This is a genomic window from Mycobacteroides salmoniphilum, from assembly GCF_004924335.1.
Classification (GTDB): domain Bacteria; phylum Actinomycetota; class Actinomycetes; order Mycobacteriales; family Mycobacteriaceae; genus Mycobacterium; species Mycobacterium salmoniphilum.
Map to the genome: position 1 here is coordinate 3246655 of NZ_CP024633.1, position 18363 is coordinate 3265017.

The following is an 18363-nucleotide window of genomic DNA, read 5'->3' on the forward strand; positions in this document are numbered from 1 at the left end:
CGCCCAATGGCGACGATCAGCAGCACCGATTACCTCATAGACCAGGCCAAACGACGTCTTCCCACCATGAACACCCTTCCGGGTATGGCCTACGTCGAGAACTACCTCAACAATCGCGAGTGGCCACTGACCGAATTAGCGCCGCCGCCACCCGGAAGCGGTTTGAAGCCCGTGATGGGTGACCAGGGCCTGCCGATGCTCGGGCACATGATCGAGATGTTCCGCGGCGGAATCGACTGGGTGCTCAACATGTATCAGGAGCGCGGCCCGGTGAGCTGGTCACAGACTCCCATCGGCAAGATTGTCGCCGCGCTGGGCCCCGACGCGACCCAGGCGGTGTTCAGCAACGCGAACAAGGACTTCTCGCAGCAGGGCTGGGTTCCCGTCATCGGCCCCTTCTTCAGCCGGGGGCTGATGCTGCTGGACTTCCAGGAGCACCGCGAGCACCGACTGATCATGCAGCAGGCGTTCCTGCGCAGCCGCCTGGCCGGCTACGTGGAGCAGATCGATTCGGTGGCAACCGAGATCGTCGCCCAGTGGCCGACCAACGACAGACGGTTCCTGTTCTACCCGGCCATCAAGGAGCTGACCCTGGACGTGGCCTCGGTGGTGTTCATGGGCAATGAGCCGCATTCTCAACATGAGCGGCTGGAGAAGGTCAACAAGGCGTTCGTCGCGACCACCCGCGCCGGTGGCGCCATCTTCCGCTTCGGCGTGCCTCCCTTCAAATGGTGGCAGGGATTGCAGGGGCGCAAGCTGCTCGAGGAGTACTTCGCCGAACGGGTCGGCATTGCGCGCCACAAGGAATCAGGTGCCGACATGTTGACGGCGCTGTGTCACGCTGAGACCGACGAGGGCGACGCCTTCACGGATACCGACATCGTCAACCACATGATCTTCTTGATGATGGCCGCGCACGACACCACCACGTCGACCACCACGACGATGGCTTACTACCTGGCCGCGAATCCCGAATGGCAAGAACGGGTTCGGGACGAGTCAGACCGTCTCGGTGACGGCCCGCTGGACATCGACGCGCTCGAGAAGTTGGAAAGCCTCGATCTGGTGATGAACGAAGCGCTGCGCCTCGTCACGCCACTGCCCTTCAATATCCGCTCCGCGGTGCGGGATACCGATCTGCTCGGGTTCCACATCCCGGCCGGGACGATGATCAATCTTTGGCCCGGCATGAACCACCGGCTGCCCGAATTGTGGACGGACCCGGACAAGTTCGACCCCGACCGCTTCGCCGAACCGCGAAACGAGCACAAACGCCATCGATATGCGTTCTCGCCGTTCGGCGGGGGTGCGCACAAGTGCATCGGCATGGTGTTCGGCCAGCTGGAGATCAAGGCCGTCATGCACCGACTGTTGCGGCAGTACCGCTTTGAGCTGGCCCATCCCAGCTACGAGGCCAAGTGGGACTACGCCGGCATGCCGCTGCCGATCGACGGCATGCCCATCGTCCTGCGCCCCTTGCGCTGAGCACGCGGAAGCTAGCCGCCAAGTCGGTTGGCGCAGGCAGTCACCGCCTTGAGCGATGACGTCGTGGCATCGTGCGCACGGCCCATCGCCCAGGCGGTGCCGGTGCCGTTGGTGCCGCGCACAAAGGTGCACGTCTGGTCGCCGTCCTGCAGCTGATGGAAGCTGAGTGTTTCCATCCGTATCCCCCGCTCGGACAGCATCGCGGTGAGCGCCGCCATGGGCCCGCACGCGGCGGCCGTCGACGATTCGGTGCGCTCACCGATCGCGAGCGTGGCCTGGTAGATCCCGCCGGCCTCGGACCACTGGCCCAGCCGCAGCGAACCCCCGCTGCGCTCGTACGTCTGACAGAACGAGGCCCAGGACATATCGCCGGCCTCTTCGCGCAGACCGCGCGGCAGCGGGACGCCAAAGCGGTCCATGAACGGATCAGGAGCCGCTGACGGAGCCATCTGCGGGGAAATTCTTGTTGAGGAGTGCATGTGCCGGTCTTTCATCCGAAAGGGAAGGTGACCGACAGGTAGTAGCTTCGACCCACAGCGAGGGGTCGGTCTGGATCAGACCCCGCTGCGGGTTGCTACTACGAGTGGACCGGAGAAGTACTGCACGAGAACAAACACTAGACGCGGCGTCTGATTAGCGCAAATACTTTCCGAGGACCAGTATCGATCGTTCGTGATCGGGATCCGGTGAATCGTCGACGAGAGCGTGCAGACGCTCGGTGATGGTGTCGCCGTCCAAGTGGGTGCCGATGAGTACGAAACTCGCCCCCGCCGCCAGCCCTGTCCGCCTGGGCGCCTTGTCGATGGTGATGTGATCCCCCACGGTGTGCACGGCGAGTGTCTTGTCGCCGAGCCGAACGACACCCTTGATGCGGTACACACCGGCGGGCTGACTGTCGAGGAACTCGATGAGGCGCCGGGGATGTAGGGCTTGCTCGGTCGCGAACTCGACCGTCTCGTAATGGTGATGTGCGTGCTGATGGTGGCTGTGATCCTCGCGAATGAGGTCCTCCAGCGAGAGCTGACCGATCGGTGTCGGGCGTTCCTTCTTGTCGAACAGCAACCGGGGGTCGACGTCGGCGCCGGTGGTCTCCACGATCGACGCGCGCGGGTTGCGTTCCTTGACGACGGCGCGCAGGTGGGTGCGATCTGCGGCGTCGGCCAGGTCGATCTTGTTGAGGACCACCAGATCCGCCAGGGACAGGTGCTGGACGATCTCCGGGTGCCGGGCCGCGACGTCCTCGTACTGGGCGGTGTCGACGACGGTGACGAGCCCCCCGTAACCGATCCGGCTATCCCCGGCCGACGCCGCCAGCACCATGCGCACCAGCGGCAAGGGCTCAGCGAGCCCGCTCGCCTCGATGACGATGGCGTCGATATCGCGGCCCGCGAGAGCGGTCAGCATGCCACCGAGTTCATCGTCGTCGGCGGTACAACACAGGCATCCGTTGGACATCGTCATGGTCGAGTCAACCTGACCGGCGACCAGCATGGCGTCGATGTTGATGGCCCCGAAGTCGTTGACTACTACACCGATTCGCACACCCAAGGTGTTGCGCAACAGGTTGTTCAGCAGCGTCGTCTTACCGGCGCCCAGGAAACCGGAGACGATGGTGACCGGGATCAAGCTGGGTCCTCGACACTTCTCCGCACGCCACCAGTGTAGGTAAGACCGGCGACTCGTTGATGGTGGAGATGATCCCCGGAGCGGGAATGCCCGCACTACCGTCGGGGTTATCGGTCGTGGACTTACGAGAGGAACCCACCATGCCGCAGAAAGTCGTCATCGCCGGTGGCCACGGGCAGATCGCCGCGCACCTGATCCGTCTGCTCGCGGCGCGTGGCGATGCCGCCGTCGCCCTGATTCGCAATCCCGACCATGCGGCCGATGTTCAGGCATGGGGCGGGCAACCACTGGTTCTCGACCTGGAATCGGCCGACGTGAGAACGGTCGCCGACGCCCTGACAGGGTCCGATGCCGCTGTCTTCGCGGCCGGAGCGGGACCGGGCAGCGGTCCGGCACGCAAGGACACCGTGGACCGTGCCGCCGCCGTTCTACTGGCCGACGCCGCGGAGCATGCGCAGGTGCGCCGGTTCATTCAGATCAGTGCTTTCGGCGCCGGTGAAGCCGCACCGGCCGAGGGCGACGAGTCGTGGATCGCCTACGTGATCGCCAAGACTGCCGCCGAGGAGGACCTGCGCGCTCGCGACGGCCTGGATTGGACCATCCTGCGCCCCGGTCTGCTCACCGATCAGGAACCGACCGGTTCGGTCACCTTGTCGGCCAGCAGGATTGAACGCGGATCAGTTACCCGTGCCGATGTCGCGGCAGTGACTGCCGAACTACTCACCGCCCCCAACACGGTGCACGACATCCTGTTCCTCACCGAGGGCGCCATCCCGATCACCCGTGCGGTGCACGCGCTCTAGAGCAGTGCGAAGAGGCGATCAAGCGCGCACAGCTGCTCATCGAACGGGGTGTCGAGCTTGACCAGCAGCGTCGAGATCCCGGCGGCGCGATAGCGTTCCAGCCGTTCACCGATCATCTCGTCGGTTCCGACGAGGTTGGTGAGGCGCCCCAGATCGTCGGGCACGGCCTCGCGGGCGGCGTCGCGATCGCCCGCGCGCCACAAGGATTCGACCGCGCGGACACCATCGCCGTAGCCAAGCCGGGCGAATGCTTCGTTGTAGAAGTTTCGCCCAGAGGCACCCATGGCGCCGATGGTGAATGCGTATCCGGCCGCATGGCGCCTGATGGCGGCAGCGGCATCGGTTGCGGTGTCCGCGAATTCGAGCGCGACCGGTGCCACCAGATCGATATCCCCCAACTCCCGCCCGGCGGCTACCGCCGCGTCACGAATGGGCCCGAGAAACACTTCGGCGAGCTCGGGAATGAAGGAGTTGCCAAGCCAGCCGTCGGCGAGCTCACCGGTGAGCGCCAGGTTCGCCGGGCCCATGGCCGCGACGTAAATGGGCACATTCCGCGGTGCCACCATGGGCCGCAAGGGTTTTCCTGTGCTCCCCGGCAGCGGCAGCGTGTATACCTCGCCCTCGTACTGGAGCCGCTCACCACGTGCCACCATCCGGACGATGTCGATGGTCTCCCGCGTGGTCTGCACCGGCTTACTGAAGCGCACACCATGCCACCCCTCCATCACCTGTGGTCCGGAGGCTCCCACACCCAGGATGAAGCGTCCGCCGGAGAGCTGTTGAATGCTCAGCGAGGATGTCGCCAGCATGGCCGGCGATCGCGACCCCAGCTGAACCACGAAGGTTCCCAGCCCAATGGTGTCGGTGCATGCGGCCAGGTAGGCAAGGCCCGTGAGGGCGTCATACCCCCACACCTCGGGCACCCACAGCGAGGCGACACCCAGCCGCTCCGCACGCCGTGCGAAGTCGGCGGCGCCCGGCAACCTCGGCTCGATCGTCACACCAATACGCATCCGGTCCTCCATCGCATAAGTAGGATCAGCGTATGCGATACCGCGACTGTCCGACTATCGAAGTGTCCCAACGGATGTCGGGGACCGTGGCGCAGGCCTGGGCTCTTGTCACCGATATTGCCTTCCCCACCTACTGCACGGGTGAGCTCATCGATGTCCAGTGGCTGGACGGGGCCGACAAGGTTGCGGTCGGCGCACGGTTCAAGGGCACCAACGGCGGAGACGGCAAGCAGTGGGACACCGTATCGGTGATCACCGAGGTCGAGCCCGAGTCCCGCTGGGTGTGGAATGTGCTCTCCGAGGGCGGCACCTACGCGGCGAGTTGGGGTTTTGAAGTGGAACCGGCGAGCGACGGAGTGATCGTCCGGCAATGGGGCCGGCTCGGCCCTGGCCCGTCGGGACTGACACCGGCCATCGAGGCCATGCCCGACAAGGAAGCGCGCATCGTGTCCCGCCGCCTGCAGGACTGGCGCGTGGGAATGGAGGCCAACCTCCAGGAGATCGTCGAGCGCTTGTCGCGCTAGCCGGTCAGATTCTCGGGCTCGGCCCAGCTGATGAGCTCGTCGCGGGCACGGGCCACGCGGGACCGGATGGTGCCGATCGCGCAGCCGCATACGTCGGCCGCTTCCGCATAGGACAACCCGACAACCTGGGTCAGCACCAATGCCTCACGCCGATCATCGTCGAGCGCGGCCAGAAGTGCCTTGAGCTCCACCAACTCCTCGAACCGGTGTGTCGGGCGGCGCAGCGAGGCTTCTTCCAGATCGGCCCCGTGCGCGATACGCGGCCGGGACTTCAAGTGGCGAATGTGGTCGGCCACCACGCGGCGCGCGATCGACAGCAGCCACGTGCGCACTGTCGAGCGCCCGGCAAAACGTGGGAGAGCACCGAGTGCCCTCAGGTACGTCTCCTGGGTGAGGTCATCGGCGACACCGGTATCGGCCAGGTAGGCGACGAATCGCCACACGTCGGACTGGGTCGCCTTCACCATAGATTCGAGGGCGGATTTGTCACCACGACCGGCGGACAGCGCAAGCTCAAGCAGCTGATCGTCGTCGGTGCCGGTGGCCACGAGTCCTACTCTATGTCGTAGACCTTCCGGGGTGAACAGCGGGAACTCTTTAGCCGGTTCATCCGACCAATATTTCGTGACATATACCGAGGATCGGCCGGAGGCTCGCGAGTCCCAACCTGACACCGTGTGGGGACGATTCGCACCGATCGTACTGCGTCTGCACTTCTATGCGGGGCTTCTCGTCGGACCTTTCCTCTTGGTCGCGGCGCTGACCGGACTTGCCTATGCGCTGGTGGGACAGGTCGACGCCGCCGTATACCGACACGAACTCACGGTCGATTCCGTCGGATCCCAGCAGCTGCCACTCTCACAACAAGTGGCGGCGGCGACCGCGGCACAACCGGCCGGCACCGTGACGTCCATCCGCCCGCCCGCGCGCCCTGACGACACCACGCGGATCGTCTTCGCGACCGAGGACGTTCCCGCCGACTACTCGCGCACCGTATTCGTCGACCCCTACAACGGCGAGATCCGCGGAACGTTGACCACCTACGGTGAGTGGCTGCCGGTGCGCGCCTGGTTCGACGAACTTCACCGGAATCTGCATCTGGGCGCGTTCGGGCGCAACTACAGCGAACTCGCCGCCAGCTGGCTGTGGGTGGTGGCTCTCGGTGGCATGTTCCTGTGGATCGGCTATCGCCAGCGCACCGCACGGCTGGGCAGGATCGCGCTCCCCGATCGCGACGCCACCCCACGCCGCCGCAGATTGACCTGGCATGGCGCCGTCGGGGTCTGGATAGTCGTTGGGCTGCTGGCGCTTTCGGTGACCGGGCTCACCTGGTCGCGGTATGCCGGAACCAACATCGGCAACATCACCCAGGCCATCCGGCCGGCACTGTCCACCGAACTCGATCCGGCCGCCGCCACCCCGATGACCGGGCATGAACATCACAGCGCCGCCCCGACATCGTCGGGAGAGCCGTTGGCGGGCGTCGACACGGTGCTGCGGACGGTGCGCGACGCCGGGCTGCGCAGCCCGCTGTGGATGACCCCACCGCCGGAGGCCAATACGGCGTGGCTGGTGTCGGAGCGCAAGCGCGATCTCCCGACGTATCTGGACACCATCACGGTGAACCCGTCCAATGGGCAGATCACCGGGCGCAGTGACTTCTCCGACTGGTCGCTGCTGCAGAAGTCGACCGAATGGGCGATCGACGGCCATATGGGCATCCTGTTCGGAATCCCGAATCAGATACTGGTGGCGCTCATCGTGATTGGGCTCATCACCGTCATCACACGCGGCTACCTGATGTGGTGGCGCAGGCGTCCGACCAGGAGCGGGCGCCTGCCGGTGCCGCCGAGGAGGGGTGGTCTGCTGGCCCTCAAGCCGCTGGAGCTGTTGGCACTTGCCGTGGTGGTCGTCGGGATCGGTTGGTTCACACCGCTGCTGGGAATCTCGCTGGGGGTGTTCCTGGCCATCGACCTCACGTGGGGGCTCGTGGCCGACCGCCGGGCCGGGGTATCAGGCGGCTGAGTTATCCGCGGAGCGCAGATGCCGCTCCCCCGGAGCCACTTCGTCAAGGAACACGGCACGATGCTGATTGGGCGGTGTGCGTCCGGCACGGTAGTCGCGCAGGACCAGCAGCGCGAAGATCAATCCGAGTAGCACCGGTAAGTGACTGACGATGCGCGCCAACGTGACCTGATCATTGACGGCGTCGTTGATGACGTATCCGGTGAGTACGAACGCGAATGCGCCCAGCACCGTCGCCATACCGGCCGCTGCGGCGGGACGGACGCCGGCGATCACCATGGCCACCCCAAGGGCCACCACCCAGGCGGTGGATTCATTCATCAGGTGCGCGCCGGTCATCGCACCGTGGTGATGCGAGGACACCATTCCGAAGTCGATTCCGGCAACCTGCATGCCGGCCACGCCCAGCTGGAGCAGCCCGATGAGCACCAACGCACACCGGTTGATGTTGTGACGGGCCCAGTGCGCGTAGCGGGCCGTACGAGTGAGGGGTTCGACGGCCGCGGCAGCCAGGATCTGTCCGGTCAGGTCGTGGGTCGGAGCCGAACGCGCGTAGGCGAACTGACGGTCCAGCCCCCGCGCCCGCCCCAGCCATTCCCGGCAGGACGCGCAGGAGAGCACATGCTCATCCAGACGCTTGCGTGCGACGCTCGCCTGCTCACCGTCGACCCACGCCGACAGCTGCTCGCGCACTTCCTGACAGTTCACCCCTCCATCGTCGCCTATCGCGCAAAGTTGAGTGTAAAGACCCCCAGATCTGCGGGCACCTAAAGCGCCGCGAGCAGCTGATTCGAGTCTGCAACCGCACCGAACACCCCACCTTGCATGGTCACCATCTTCAGCGCGGCCGCGTGGTTTCCGGGGTCGGTCGCACCGGTGCAGTCGGACAGGATGAGGCATTCGAAGCCCCGGTCGTTCGCCTCGCGCATGGTGGTGTGCACGCAGACATCTGTCGTGATGCCCGTCAGCACGATGTACCGAATACCGCGGGTACGTAACACCACATCGAGGTCGGTCGCGTAGAAGGCACCCTTGCCGGGCTTGTCGATAATGGGTTCGCCCGGCAACGGGGCGACCTCCTGCACAATCTGCCAGCCCGGTTCCCCTGTACCAGGATCCGCCCACAGGGCCCCGCCCCACCTATCTCGGCACCGATCCGGGCGGACCGCCACCGTTTGTTGGCCGGGAGGTCCGACACCCCCGGATCTATACGTGCGCTCCCCACCCGAACACCCGCGAGGTCAACAGAACCAGGCCCAGAGACACCGCCGCCACGACCACGAGACCGATCACCGCGACCACAAGCGGACGCCAGCCGCTGCGGGCGATCTCCCGAATGTTGGTGTTCAGTCCCACCCCGGCGAAGGTCAGCAGGAATGCCCACTTGGAGACGTTCACGAGGTTGTTGACTTGGCCCTTGGTCAGCCATCCGAGAGTGACGACGGTGGACACCGCCAGGAAGCCCAGCACGAACTTCGGGAACTTGTCCCATACGAACGCGGCCTTGGCCTTGATCCCCGGCGCGAGGGTGTCCGCCTCGCCCCGGGCCGCCCAATACAGCGCGAACCCGAGCACCACGAATCCGATGAGCGCGTTGCGCGTGGATTTGACCACCGTCGCGATGTCACCGGCATGCTCGGAGTAGAGACGTCCGGTGGCGACGGTCTCGGCGGTGTTGTCGACGGCCAGGCCGGCCCACAGACCGAACTCGTAGTCGGTCAGGCCGAGCCCGTGCCCGATCGCAGGCAGAGTGAACAGCGCCACCGCCCCGAGCGCGAGGATAGAGGCGATGGCGTAGCTGACATCCGAATTGCGCGCTCGGATAGCACCTTTGGCCGCAATGATGGCCGACACCCCGCAGATCGAGGTTCCGATGGCCAGCAGAGAGCCGAGTTTGCCACTCAGACCAAACCACTTGGCCGCCAGCAGAATGATGGTGCCCGCGACCGTCATGTCGATCAGGATCTGCACCAGACTGGTACCACCCAATTTGAGGACATCACCCAGGACAAACCGTGCACCCAGCGCGACGATGCCGATCTTGAGCCAGAACTCATACGTCTGCACACCAGGCCGGAAGATGCGATGCAGCCCGATGGTGTTGGTGATCAGCAGGCCGATCACGATGGCCCACAACACGTATTCGATGTCGGGGACGGTCCAATGCTGCGCCTTGGCCAGGTCCTTCCACCAGATCTGCGCGTACTTGCCCAGCAGGCCCACACCGATGAGCAGCAGGATGCCGGGTACGTAGTCGAGAGGACGGGTGGAGGTGAAGCTCGCCTCGGGGTTGTCGTAGGCCTCATCGGCGGTCTGTGTCTCGGTCTGTGAAGTCATCGGGTCACCACGGAATCTTGGGCAGCACGTTGGCCACCGCGAGTAGGGCGATCGCACCGGCGATGATGGTTGCCCACCAGTCGACGCCGATGCGCGCGATGAGAGAGGTCGGGGGCTGGCCGTCGGCGGGTGCCGCGGCGCCGGGCTGTTCGTCGGTCACGGACCAGAATCTTCGTGGGGCGCCACCAGGCTCACAAGACATCCGCTCGTATTGAGTCGAGGCGGGGTGCGGCATCAAACTTGACACCCTGTCAAGTACAGTCAACGACGCCCGCAGACAACGCCGTCGGAAGGTCTTCGTCCGTGTATCCAGGTACCCACGCTGCCCAGTTCCCCGACAAACCCGCCGTCGTGATGGCGGGCTCCGGGACCACGCTCACCTACGGAGAATTGGACGAGCAGTCCCTACGGCTGGCCCGGCATTGGTACGACAGCGGCCTGCGCACGGGCGATCATGTTGCCCTGCTCAGCGACAACGTCCCCGAGGTGTTTGTCGTGTACTGGGCCGCCCTGCGATCAGGCCTCTACATCACCGCGGTAAATCATCATCTGGCTCCCGCGGAAATCAGCTACATCATCAACGACTCGGGATCCAGCGCACTCGTCGCCGCCGCCGGTGTGCGTGAACAGGCCGCGGCGATTCTCGGGGATATCCCGGCGGTAACGCTGCGCCTCGTTTTCGGCGGCGAGGTGACCGGCTACGACTCATACGAAGCCGCCCTCGCCGGCGCCGCACACGAACCGCTGCCCTCCCAGCCCGCGGGATCGGACATGCTGTATTCCTCGGGAACCACTGGGCGCCCCAAGGGAATCAAGGTGCCGCTGACGGACCGGCAGGTCGACGAACCCAACCCGCTGTCCATGCTCTTCGCGCACCTCTACGGCTTCGACGCCGACACGGTGTACCTGTCCCCCGCTCCCGCGTATCACGCGGCCCCGCTGCGCTTCTCCGGTTTTGTGCAATCGATGGGCGGTACCGTGGTGGTGATGGAACGTTTCGATCCCGAAGCGGCCCTGGCCGCGATCGAGCGGCATCGCATTACCCACAGCCAATGGGTGCCCACGATGTTCGTGCGGATGCTCAAGTTGCCCAAGGTAATCCGTGACCAGCACGATGTCTCCACTCTGAAGGTCGCAATCCATGCCGCCGCGCCCTGCCCGGTCGAGGTGAAGCATTCGATGATCGACTGGTGGGGGCCGATCCTCTACGAGTACTACTCGTCGACCGAAGGCAATGGCGTCACCTTCATCGACTGCGAGAACTGGCTCAAACGCCCGGGCTCGGTCGGCAGCCCCGCGCTCGGAGTGCTGCATATCTGCGACGAAGAAGGTGCCGACCTGCCGACCGGCGAGGCCGGGCTGGTGTACTTCGAACGCGACGAGCTGCCGTTCGCGTACCACAATGACGACGAAAAGACCCGTAGTGCTTGCCATCCCACGCACAGCACGTGGACGACGACGGGCGATATCGGGTACATCGATGACGACGGATTCCTGTTTCTCACCGACCGCAAGGCGTTCATGATCATCTCCGGGGGTGTCAACATCTATCCCCAGGAGATCGAGAATTCCCTGGCGCTACACCCTGAGGTGTTAGATGTCGCCGTCATCGGGGTGCCCGACGTCGAGATGGGCGAATCGGTCAAGGCCGTGGTGCAGCCCGCCGACTCGTCTGCAGATCAGGAGGCGCTCGCCGCCGAGCTCACCGAGTTCCTGCGCGAGCGCATTGCCCGATACAAGGTGCCTCGCAGCTTCGACTTCACCGATACCCTTCCACGCACCCCCACCGGTAAGCTGGCCAAAGGACTGTTGCGCCAGAAGTATTGGGAAGGGGCTCGATGAGAATAGTGGCCGCGATCTGCATCGCCGGGGGGCTGCTCGCAGGATGCTCGACACCCGCCACTCAGGAAGGACCATCGAGTACCACCGCCCCGTCGATTCAACCGGGTGTCATGCCTCAGCTGGTCGGGTTGCAGTGGACCGACGTGAACCCGATTTTGCGCAAATTGGGCCGAGTGAGCGTCGCGACCAAAGAGATTCCCGTCGACGACGCCAATCAGAAATCCCGGATCGTCACCCAAGATCCCGCGGCCGGCGCTCACCTTGAGCCGGGCGCCAAGATCACCCTGACCTTCGGGATCTAGTGCGCGGCAACACTATTTAGGCGTTGCCGCACTCGCCGCGCCTTGGCGGGCGCGGGATGACATACATTGCCCGGTGGTCTGTTGCCTGACCATTCGGTCCCTCGTGGCTAGCTGCCGAGGGAGCCTCAGACTGACGGCCCGCCGTCCAACGCGAGCAGCGCCCTGTGGCTCCATCAGCGCGCTCTTGACACGGCAGCCACCAGTTGGAATGCTCACAGCATTCACATGCTCTCTGCATTTGAATGCAAGGCGTTCACTCAACGAGGAGGGTCATGAGCACATATCCAGATCGCCCCATCGCCGGCTCGCGGATCGTCATCACCGGTGCGACCAATGGGATCGGGAAAGAGATTGCCCGTGCGCTGGTGCGGCGCGGGGCACTGCTGACGTTGCTGGCCAGGGACCCCGACAAGGCGGCCCACACCGTCCGCGAGCTGGCGGCCGAGAATGGCGCCATCACGGCACCTGAGTACATCCAGGCCGACCTTGCCGACCTCGATTCGGTGCGGACGGCTGCCCGCGAGATCGCCGCGACGCACCCCCGGATCAACACACTGGTGAACAACGCCGGCATCCACTCGCTATCGAGCAAGCCCAGCGTGGACGGCTTTGACCTGATGACCGCGACCAATCACCTTGGGCCGTTTCTGTTGACCAACCTGCTGCTCGAGCCAATCATCGCCGCAGGCCAGGCGCGGATTGTCATCACCGCGTCCGAGGCCCACCGATCGTGGCCACGCATTGACCTGGACCGATTCGCAGAGCCACGTCCCTACAACGCGATCGGCTCCGAGGTCCGGTACGGACAGTCCAAGCTGATGAACATCTTGTTCACCCAGGAACTCGCGCGGCGGCTGGAGGGCACCGGTGTGACGGCCAATTGCTTTTGCCCGGGCATGGTCTCGAGCGGCCTGGTTCGGGACAGCCGCATCCTTACCACCGCAGCAGGTCTGGCCTCACGCACACCGTTCGTGCGCCGTCCCGATCAGGGAGCCCGGATGGGCATCCGGTTGGTGCTCGATGATGACCTCGCGACGGTCAGCGGACAGTTCTTCACGTCGACCCCGGGCCTCGGTGTGTTGCCCGCCGTCCGGATCCGTGCGAACCAGCAGGCACAAGAAGAGCTGTGGCAGCGGTCGCGTGAGATGGTGAATCTGTAGGACCGCCACCTCGATGCCAAGGGGCTGGTCGCGTGCTGGCGGGAAACACTCCTGGCTCAAAGGTGCTGCAAGGTCGAACGCGCGGATACCGTAACCATCCGCAGCTGCACAGGTTCACATCGTTGGAACAGCCACTTGACGGGATCGGCGCGTACCTGGTGGGCCTGGCCGATGAGGCCGACCGGCGCGGTCATCGGTTCAACCGCGAACTGATCGGCGTGCCCACCGCCGCACTCGAACCGTTAACCAATGTTCATCGCGGACAGCTCTCCTACGAACGATGACTTCTGGATGCCACACTGAGACAACGTGATCCGGCGCTTCTCGCGGCCGATAACCCGTCGAAGCTACGCCCGCATCCCATCTTCCGGCCGGCACGTGGCGAGATCGAGAGTTGGGAGAAGATCCTGCCCTCCTACCCCGCCTGAGGCATCGCCGGCATGCCAAGGAATTCACGTGCAGAAGACACCACCCGGCTCTGCCGCTACACAACCCGCTGCAACACCGGCGTAGGGCACATCACCAAAATTGGCGGTCACAGTGAGCTTCTTGTCGCCGAAGACTGTCCGCTGGACTAGTCGATCTGGAGTGAGCCATTCGAACGTGGACATGGGCTCAGTCCCCGCGATGTCGCTCAGCGTGGAATAGAACGCCTGCAGGGCCGCCAAATCCGGCCCTTCACGGTCGAGTGTGTCCGTATTCAGCGCGTACATCATCGGAGTCACATTGAGCAGCGTGAGAAGGGCCCGACTTCGCTTCTCGGCGGGAAGTTTGTTGAAAGGTAGCTCCCACCTATCAGTACTGATCAATGAGTCGTGAAACACGCTCTCATATAGCGGAATTCGATACTTCGGATTGAACATGGTGTCGTGCAGTACCGGTGGGAGCTGAACTTGCTTGAAGAAGAACTGAGGTCCGTCTTCCCCCCAATACTCTCCCCAGGTTCCTTTGTCTCGCTCGAGAGGCCACAAGGCGGAAATGATGGGTGTGCTGGATCCGTGACTGAACGCGACGGCGCTCGCGGCCCAGGAACCGACCGTTTCGGAACCCAGCACATACTGTTTGCCAATCTCATCGAGCCGTTTCAGGCGGTTCTGCCGGTCCTGGGCCTGTGTCATCGGGTGGCCCGGCGTGTAGTCATCGAATGTCGTACCGGTCGCGTCGACGTCCACAAAGACACTGTTCACACCGTTGGCCGTGCGTGACCGAACTCGCGCTGGCACGAGGTCGGGTATCTGGGCTAAGGCTTGCGAGCTGAGGTAGCAGCCGCGGGCTTGAAAACCGTTGACGGTCTTTCCTTCTGCGGTGTGGACGCAGGCATCGGGGTAGATACCCGCCGACCAGCGCGACCCGGGATTATCGATCTCCCCGGCTGGGTCTTGGGCATTGTCAAAGGACACATATGGCCCTACCAGATACCCGGCGTCCTTCGCGGCCTGGACCGCCGCGGAGTTCGCTGGCGGGTCCCCGTCGTCGTCATATCCGAGCCACATTCGCCGGACCCCCAACGCATGCAGTCGCAGCACTGTTTCAGCTCGACGCCCGCCCGCCCACGTGTATGCGTGAAAAGCGCCGATGAGCTTTTGTACGTCCGGATTCGCCTTAATCTTGTCGGCCAGGGTGACGAACTTGTTCTCCGCTTGGAGCAACGTACGGTAGTTCCGTGCCGCGGCTGTCGGCGATCCATCGGTTATCGCCATAGACACGGAGTAGTTCTGAGTACCCCGGCTCTTGCTGAATGTGTGAGACACCGTGCCCACGAGATTCGAGTCCAGCGTCAGCGTCGAGCCCAGGTCCGTGGGTACTACATAGCTAGCCCCGGTACCCACGTAGGAGTAGCCCAAGATTGGCATGGCCAATTCCTGCATGGAATGGTCGCCCACGACACCCACCTCGGGGCTGGTCCAGATGTGATCATGAACTGGGATGCTCACGCCCTCCCCAAGAGGCAATTGCAGTTCAGTGGCATCGGCACCCGCAATGGGCCATGCCAAGTTCTGCTCGCGGTCACTCGTCACATCGATAACGAGCCCCGCACCGCGGGCAGCCGCGGTAAACGTGAATCCGCTTTCTGGATAGCTCCAGTTCACGGAACCTCGATCGTCTATCTGAACTGCGCCCGGCACACCGATACGTGTCGCGGTCGGGCGTGAAAGCTCCGCCGCTCCGTTCACGCGGAGGTCCCTGAGGTCCAACTGCAAAACGCCTTCCGCGACAGGGAAAGTAACCACCGATCCATCACCGGTAATGGTCGGTTTTCTCGAACGCGGGCCCGGAGAGACACACGCTACGGCCGCAATCAGCACGACAATTGCGACAACAAGTGCGCCATCCCGCGCCGCCGCACCACGTGCGCGTGGATCAGAGATCATCGTTCACCCGTTCGCCACCTAACACGTCGCATACATCGGGTGGCGCGATTCTTGCCAGATCCACCCGCGACCGAATCTCCAGCTTGCGGTATATCTGGCGTAGATGGAACCCCACAGTGTGGGCAGAGATGAAGAGCTCTCGCGCAACCTGGCGATTGGTGAGACCTCCGGCAGCCAGGCGCGCCACTTTCTCCTCTGCAATGGTCAGACTCGCCCAACCCGTGGATGCACGCGTCGTATGACTCCAATGCCGCCGTCGAACACCGAGATCACGCAGCTGATGCCGAACCCGGGCAGCGTCCCAGTCCGCGCCCAGCTCCACATAACCTGCCATCGCAGCACTGAGTTCAGATACCGCGGTCGCGCGATCCACTTCTGCCAGCAACACACCGAGGTCCTCTGTTGCCGAAGCGTGCAACCAGGGGTCTATGTATTGTCCCGCAAGTGATTTGACAGCATTGGCATCACACTCCATCAGGGCCCGGCAATGGTCCGCAACTACCGCCAAAAATGGTTGATCCGGGTTCATATCGCTGAGCGTCCGGGAGGTCCGCACGACATCCCGAGCGAAGGACTCGTGCCCGACACTCCGCGCTAGCCGCACGCACCACACGGCAGACGCAGGGTCTGCGATCATCAGTTCCAGGCTGTCGGCAGCGTCGAGCAGAGCTCTCAGCGCCGTCCCAGGCTCACCACCGGCCGCATTGACCTGAGCACGGATCAGGCAGCGCAGCCCCCACAATGGATGTTGTTGATTGTGCGGGAGACATTCGTCGAGGCGTTGCACGCACTCTGATGCCGACCCTAGCTCGCCACGGCGCAGCGCGGCCCATGCCAACAACGCGTGCAGCCATGGCACGGGCAATTGCATCCGGTAGCGATAACACAAACTCAACGCATCGGAACCGTCCACTTCCGCTCCGGCCATATCACCCCTGGCAAGTCGATACCATCCACGCAGCGACAAATACACCGGGACCAACACTTCAGTCTTGCTGGACTCGATGACCCGGCCAAGGGCCTCGATCGCGCTGACGGCGGCGTCCAATTCCTGCATCCTCAACAGCATCCAGGCCTTCTGCCATAGCGGGTAGGAATCAAAGGAATCCCCAGATTGGCGTTGCCACATGCCAACCGATTCCTCGATAGCACATAACGCATCGGAAACCTTGCCCCGACGCCAGGACGACGTTGCACGTATTGACATCGCCGCCATCGTCATAGAGGCAGGGCACGACGTCGAATCGGAGAGGATCCCCTCCGCGGTTGCCTCGACGGTCTCGATGTGCGAAAAGAAGGAAAGCGCAAGACGCACCAGCTGGGTACGGCGTTCGGCCCGCCCCTCAACAGGACCTCGCGAATTCGATGCCAGCACAAACGCTCCATCCGTCTCGCCGCGCAGCGCCATCGCCGTAATCAGCCCAGCCCGAACCCGGTCAACCATGACGCCAGCTCCCTCCCACGGGTGGCGCATGACTTGCTCAGCGATTTCGGCCGCTCGAGCTAGGCTCCCGGACCGGAGCAATCCAACCACCGCAATGCCCGCCATCCTTAGGTGCACACGACTGCCCTTCGGCGCCTGCTCCATTCCTCGTAGCGCCAAGGCTGCGGCCGACTCCGGCGCAGACGACATCAATCGTTCAGCGATCCGGGCGATAATCCCAACCGCCTCCGCATCGTTCGCGTGTCCGTGTAACAAATGGACAGCGGACCTCTCTGTATGCCCACCGTTTCGCTCGACCAGCATGGCCGCCGCCTGACGATGCAGTAGCGGGACCAAAGGAGCCGGCACGCTTCCTAGCACCGCGCGCCGGATCAGATCATGCGGAAAGGCGAAGTTCACCGCTTGAGCGACGAGCGAACCTGCGGCCACGGCCTCCGACAGCGGTGCCACCAACTCCGCGGGAGAACATCGGAGCATCTCCGACAAGTCCTCCGGGCAGAAAACCCGGCCCAGAACGGCAGCCACCTGCAACGCCTCCCGACTTACTCCCCGCAGCCTGGAAAGGCGATCTGACACCAGAGATGCCAAACATGCTGGTGCCATGATGGTTTCACCCGCAAAGGGGTCAGGCTTCTCGGGTATCAGCTGCGCAACACCATGATTGACCTCGATCGCGCCGTCCTCTTTCAAGCCCTGAATCAGTTGCACCGTGACCTGCGGAGTGGCATCAAAACACTCGCACAACCTGACAAGATCCTGACTGGGCTCCGCCCCGAGCAGATCACCGATGACTTCGGCAATCGCCGACTCGGATAGCGCACCCAGTGGCTGGAGCCACTCGGCCCGCCCATCTCGGCTCATGGCTTTGAAGAAGTACCCGCCTAGATCATCCAAACCGCCTGGCCTCAGCGCAAATTCCCACACCAACGGGACACCGGCAAACCTATCAACCAAACCTAGTAGCGCTTCCACGCTCGGGGTGTCGACCCATTGGAGATCATCGACGGCCACCAAAACCGGTCCCCGCCTCAGTAGATCCTTGATTTGAGACTCGAGCTGACAGGCTCGCGTCATCGACGACGTCATAACCCGGGGCCGTTCCGGGAGCCCATCGACCACGGCGAAACCGCGGCGGTCGGCTAGCACCATTGACTCGAGCAGTAGCCGACTCTTGCCGCTGCCGACCGGCGACTCCAAGAGAAGTATTTTGCAGCGCCGTGTCTTTGCCGCAGCATCGAGTATGTCGACGATGCGCCTTACGTGATCATTGCGACCGCGCAGCGGCCGTAACGACTGTGAACTCCATCTAACCGTCTCCATCGCAACCTCTTGTCATGATCAACGTGAAGCAAGTAGAACAAGGCTGCAATCCGCCCTACCCTACAGAAAGAGGCCATGATCAACCGTAATCGCAAAATCGGGGGCCTGGC

General features: G+C 63.8%; 16 protein-coding genes and 2 pseudogenes. 8 read left to right on the forward strand and 10 right to left on the reverse strand.

Annotated elements, in window-relative coordinates:
* The first annotated feature begins 6 nt into the window (after positions 1 to 6).
* Positions 7 to 1485: a cytochrome P450 gene (locus tag DSM43276_RS16155; RefSeq protein ID WP_078329635.1), complete on the forward strand. Its 1479-nt coding sequence runs from the start codon at positions 7 to 9 to the stop codon at positions 1483 to 1485.
* 11 nt (positions 1486 to 1496) lie between these two features.
* Here DSM43276_RS16155 and DSM43276_RS16160 read toward each other — a convergent pair whose 3' ends face one another.
* Both DSM43276_RS16160 and DSM43276_RS16165 read right to left on the reverse strand, forming a co-directional pair.
* On the reverse strand, positions 1497 to 1964 hold the full coding sequence (locus DSM43276_RS16160) for a 2-isopropylmalate synthase (RefSeq protein WP_078329672.1): 468 nt from the start codon (positions 1962 to 1964) through the stop codon (positions 1497 to 1499).
* A gap of 154 nt (positions 1965 to 2118) precedes the next feature.
* Complete coding sequence (locus DSM43276_RS16165; RefSeq protein WP_078329634.1) at positions 2119 to 3111, reverse strand: CobW family GTP-binding protein; 993 nt, start codon at positions 3109 to 3111, stop codon at positions 2119 to 2121.
* Positions 3112 to 3251: 140 nt separating this feature from the next.
* Here DSM43276_RS16165 and DSM43276_RS16170 point away from each other — a divergent pair, with 140 nt between their 5' ends.
* Positions 3252 to 3914 (forward strand): SDR family oxidoreductase, encoded by a 663-nt coding sequence (locus tag DSM43276_RS16170; protein ID WP_078329633.1) that lies wholly within the window; start codon positions 3252 to 3254, stop codon positions 3912 to 3914.
* On the opposite strand, the gene DSM43276_RS16175 is transcribed toward DSM43276_RS16170, so the two are convergent.
* The gene (locus DSM43276_RS16175; protein ID WP_078329671.1) at positions 3911 to 4927 is read right to left on the reverse strand and encodes an LLM class flavin-dependent oxidoreductase; all 1017 of its coding nucleotides are present in this window, start codon (positions 4925 to 4927) and stop codon (positions 3911 to 3913) included. The genes DSM43276_RS16170 and DSM43276_RS16175 overlap by 4 nt on opposite strands.
* A gap of 32 nt (positions 4928 to 4959) precedes the next feature.
* Between DSM43276_RS16175 and DSM43276_RS16180 the strand changes: the two genes are divergently transcribed.
* A complete protein-coding gene (locus DSM43276_RS16180; RefSeq protein ID WP_078329632.1) occupies positions 4960 to 5451 on the forward strand; it encodes an SRPBCC family protein in 492 nt (163 codons plus the stop codon).
* Here the strand turns inward: DSM43276_RS16180 and sigC are convergent.
* Positions 5448 to 5999, reverse strand: coding sequence for an RNA polymerase sigma factor SigC (gene sigC, locus DSM43276_RS16185; RefSeq protein WP_078329631.1), 552 nt, complete (start codon positions 5997 to 5999; stop codon positions 5448 to 5450). The two genes, DSM43276_RS16180 and sigC, sit on opposite strands and share 4 nt — an antisense overlap.
* Positions 6000 to 6075: 76 nt before the next feature.
* Here sigC and DSM43276_RS16190 point away from each other — a divergent pair, with 76 nt between their 5' ends.
* The gene (locus DSM43276_RS16190; protein ID WP_078329630.1) at positions 6076 to 7476 is read left to right on the forward strand and encodes a PepSY-associated TM helix domain-containing protein; all 1401 of its coding nucleotides are present in this window, start codon (positions 6076 to 6078) and stop codon (positions 7474 to 7476) included.
* On the opposite strand, the gene DSM43276_RS16195 is transcribed toward DSM43276_RS16190, so the two are convergent.
* The 4 genes and pseudogenes from DSM43276_RS16195 to DSM43276_RS16210 all read right to left on the reverse strand — a co-directional run bounded on the left by DSM43276_RS16195 (position 7465) and on the right by DSM43276_RS16210 (position 9973).
* Positions 7465 to 8184 carry a DUF2275 domain-containing protein gene (locus DSM43276_RS16195; RefSeq protein ID WP_078329629.1) on the reverse strand — a complete coding sequence of 240 codons (720 nt, stop codon included), beginning with the start codon at positions 8182 to 8184 and terminating at the stop codon, positions 7465 to 7467. The two genes, DSM43276_RS16190 and DSM43276_RS16195, sit on opposite strands and share 12 nt — an antisense overlap.
* 59 nt (positions 8185 to 8243) lie before the next feature.
* A pseudogene (locus DSM43276_RS16200) lies at positions 8244 to 8680 on the reverse strand (cysteine hydrolase family protein); the annotation flags it as partial.
* A gap of 2 nt (positions 8681 to 8682) precedes the next feature.
* Entirely contained in the window at positions 8683 to 9813 is a 1131-nt protein-coding gene (locus DSM43276_RS16205; RefSeq protein WP_078329628.1) for a YeiH family protein, read from the reverse strand.
* Between the two features lie 4 nt (positions 9814 to 9817).
* Positions 9818 to 9973 (reverse strand): hypothetical protein, encoded by a 156-nt coding sequence (locus DSM43276_RS16210; protein ID WP_109556095.1) that lies wholly within the window; start codon positions 9971 to 9973, stop codon positions 9818 to 9820.
* Positions 9974 to 10116: 143 nt separating this feature from the next.
* On the opposite strand from DSM43276_RS16210, the gene DSM43276_RS16215 reads away from it, so the two are divergent.
* From DSM43276_RS16215 to DSM43276_RS16230, 4 genes and pseudogenes are all read left to right on the forward strand, one after another.
* Positions 10117 to 11655, forward strand: coding sequence for an acyl-CoA synthetase (locus tag DSM43276_RS16215; RefSeq protein ID WP_078329627.1), 1539 nt, complete (start codon positions 10117 to 10119; stop codon positions 11653 to 11655).
* Positions 11656 to 11765: 110 nt separating this feature from the next.
* The gene (locus tag DSM43276_RS23615) at positions 11766 to 11957 is read left to right on the forward strand and encodes a PASTA domain-containing protein (RefSeq protein WP_078329670.1); all 192 of its coding nucleotides are present in this window, start codon (positions 11766 to 11768) and stop codon (positions 11955 to 11957) included.
* Positions 11958 to 12229: 272 nt separating this feature from the next.
* Positions 12230 to 13117 (forward strand): SDR family NAD(P)-dependent oxidoreductase, encoded by an 888-nt coding sequence (locus DSM43276_RS16225; protein WP_078329626.1) that lies wholly within the window; start codon positions 12230 to 12232, stop codon positions 13115 to 13117.
* A gap of 24 nt (positions 13118 to 13141) precedes the next feature.
* A pseudogene (locus DSM43276_RS16230) lies at positions 13142 to 13545 on the forward strand (pyrimidine dimer DNA glycosylase/endonuclease V).
* A gap of 24 nt (positions 13546 to 13569) precedes the next feature.
* Here DSM43276_RS16230 and DSM43276_RS16235 read toward each other — a convergent pair.
* Entirely contained in the window at positions 13570 to 15291 is a 1722-nt protein-coding gene (locus tag DSM43276_RS16235; protein ID WP_157896033.1) for a glycoside hydrolase, read from the reverse strand.
* Between the two features lie 187 nt (positions 15292 to 15478).
* The gene (locus DSM43276_RS16240) at positions 15479 to 18130 is read right to left on the reverse strand and encodes a LuxR C-terminal-related transcriptional regulator (protein ID WP_157896032.1); all 2652 of its coding nucleotides are present in this window, start codon (positions 18128 to 18130) and stop codon (positions 15479 to 15481) included.
* Between the last annotated feature and the right edge of the window lie 233 nt (positions 18131 to 18363).

Bases quoted from the DNA above. Each gene is read 5' to 3' on its own strand.
- DSM43276_RS16160 (WP_078329672.1), bottom strand. From the start codon at position 1,964: ATGCACTCCTCAACAAGAATTTCCCCGCAGATGGCTCCGTCAGCGGCT.
- DSM43276_RS16170 (WP_078329633.1), top strand. From the start codon at position 3,252: ATGCCGCAGAAAGTCGTCATCGCCGGTGGCCACGGGCAGATCGCCGCG.
- DSM43276_RS16180 (WP_078329632.1), top strand. From the start codon at position 4,960: ATGCGATACCGCGACTGTCCGACTATCGAAGTGTCCCAACGGATGTCG.
- DSM43276_RS16175 (WP_078329671.1), bottom strand. From the start codon at position 4,927: ATGCGTATTGGTGTGACGATCGAGCCGAGGTTGCCGGGCGCCGCCGAC.
- DSM43276_RS16155 (WP_078329635.1), top strand. From the start codon at position 7: ATGGCGACGATCAGCAGCACCGATTACCTCATAGACCAGGCCAAACGA.
- DSM43276_RS16225 (WP_078329626.1), top strand. From the start codon at position 12,230: ATGAGCACATATCCAGATCGCCCCATCGCCGGCTCGCGGATCGTCATC.
- DSM43276_RS16205 (WP_078329628.1), bottom strand. From the start codon at position 9,813: ATGACTTCACAGACCGAGACACAGACCGCCGATGAGGCCTACGACAAC.
- DSM43276_RS23615 (WP_078329670.1), top strand. From the start codon at position 11,766: ATGCCTCAGCTGGTCGGGTTGCAGTGGACCGACGTGAACCCGATTTTG.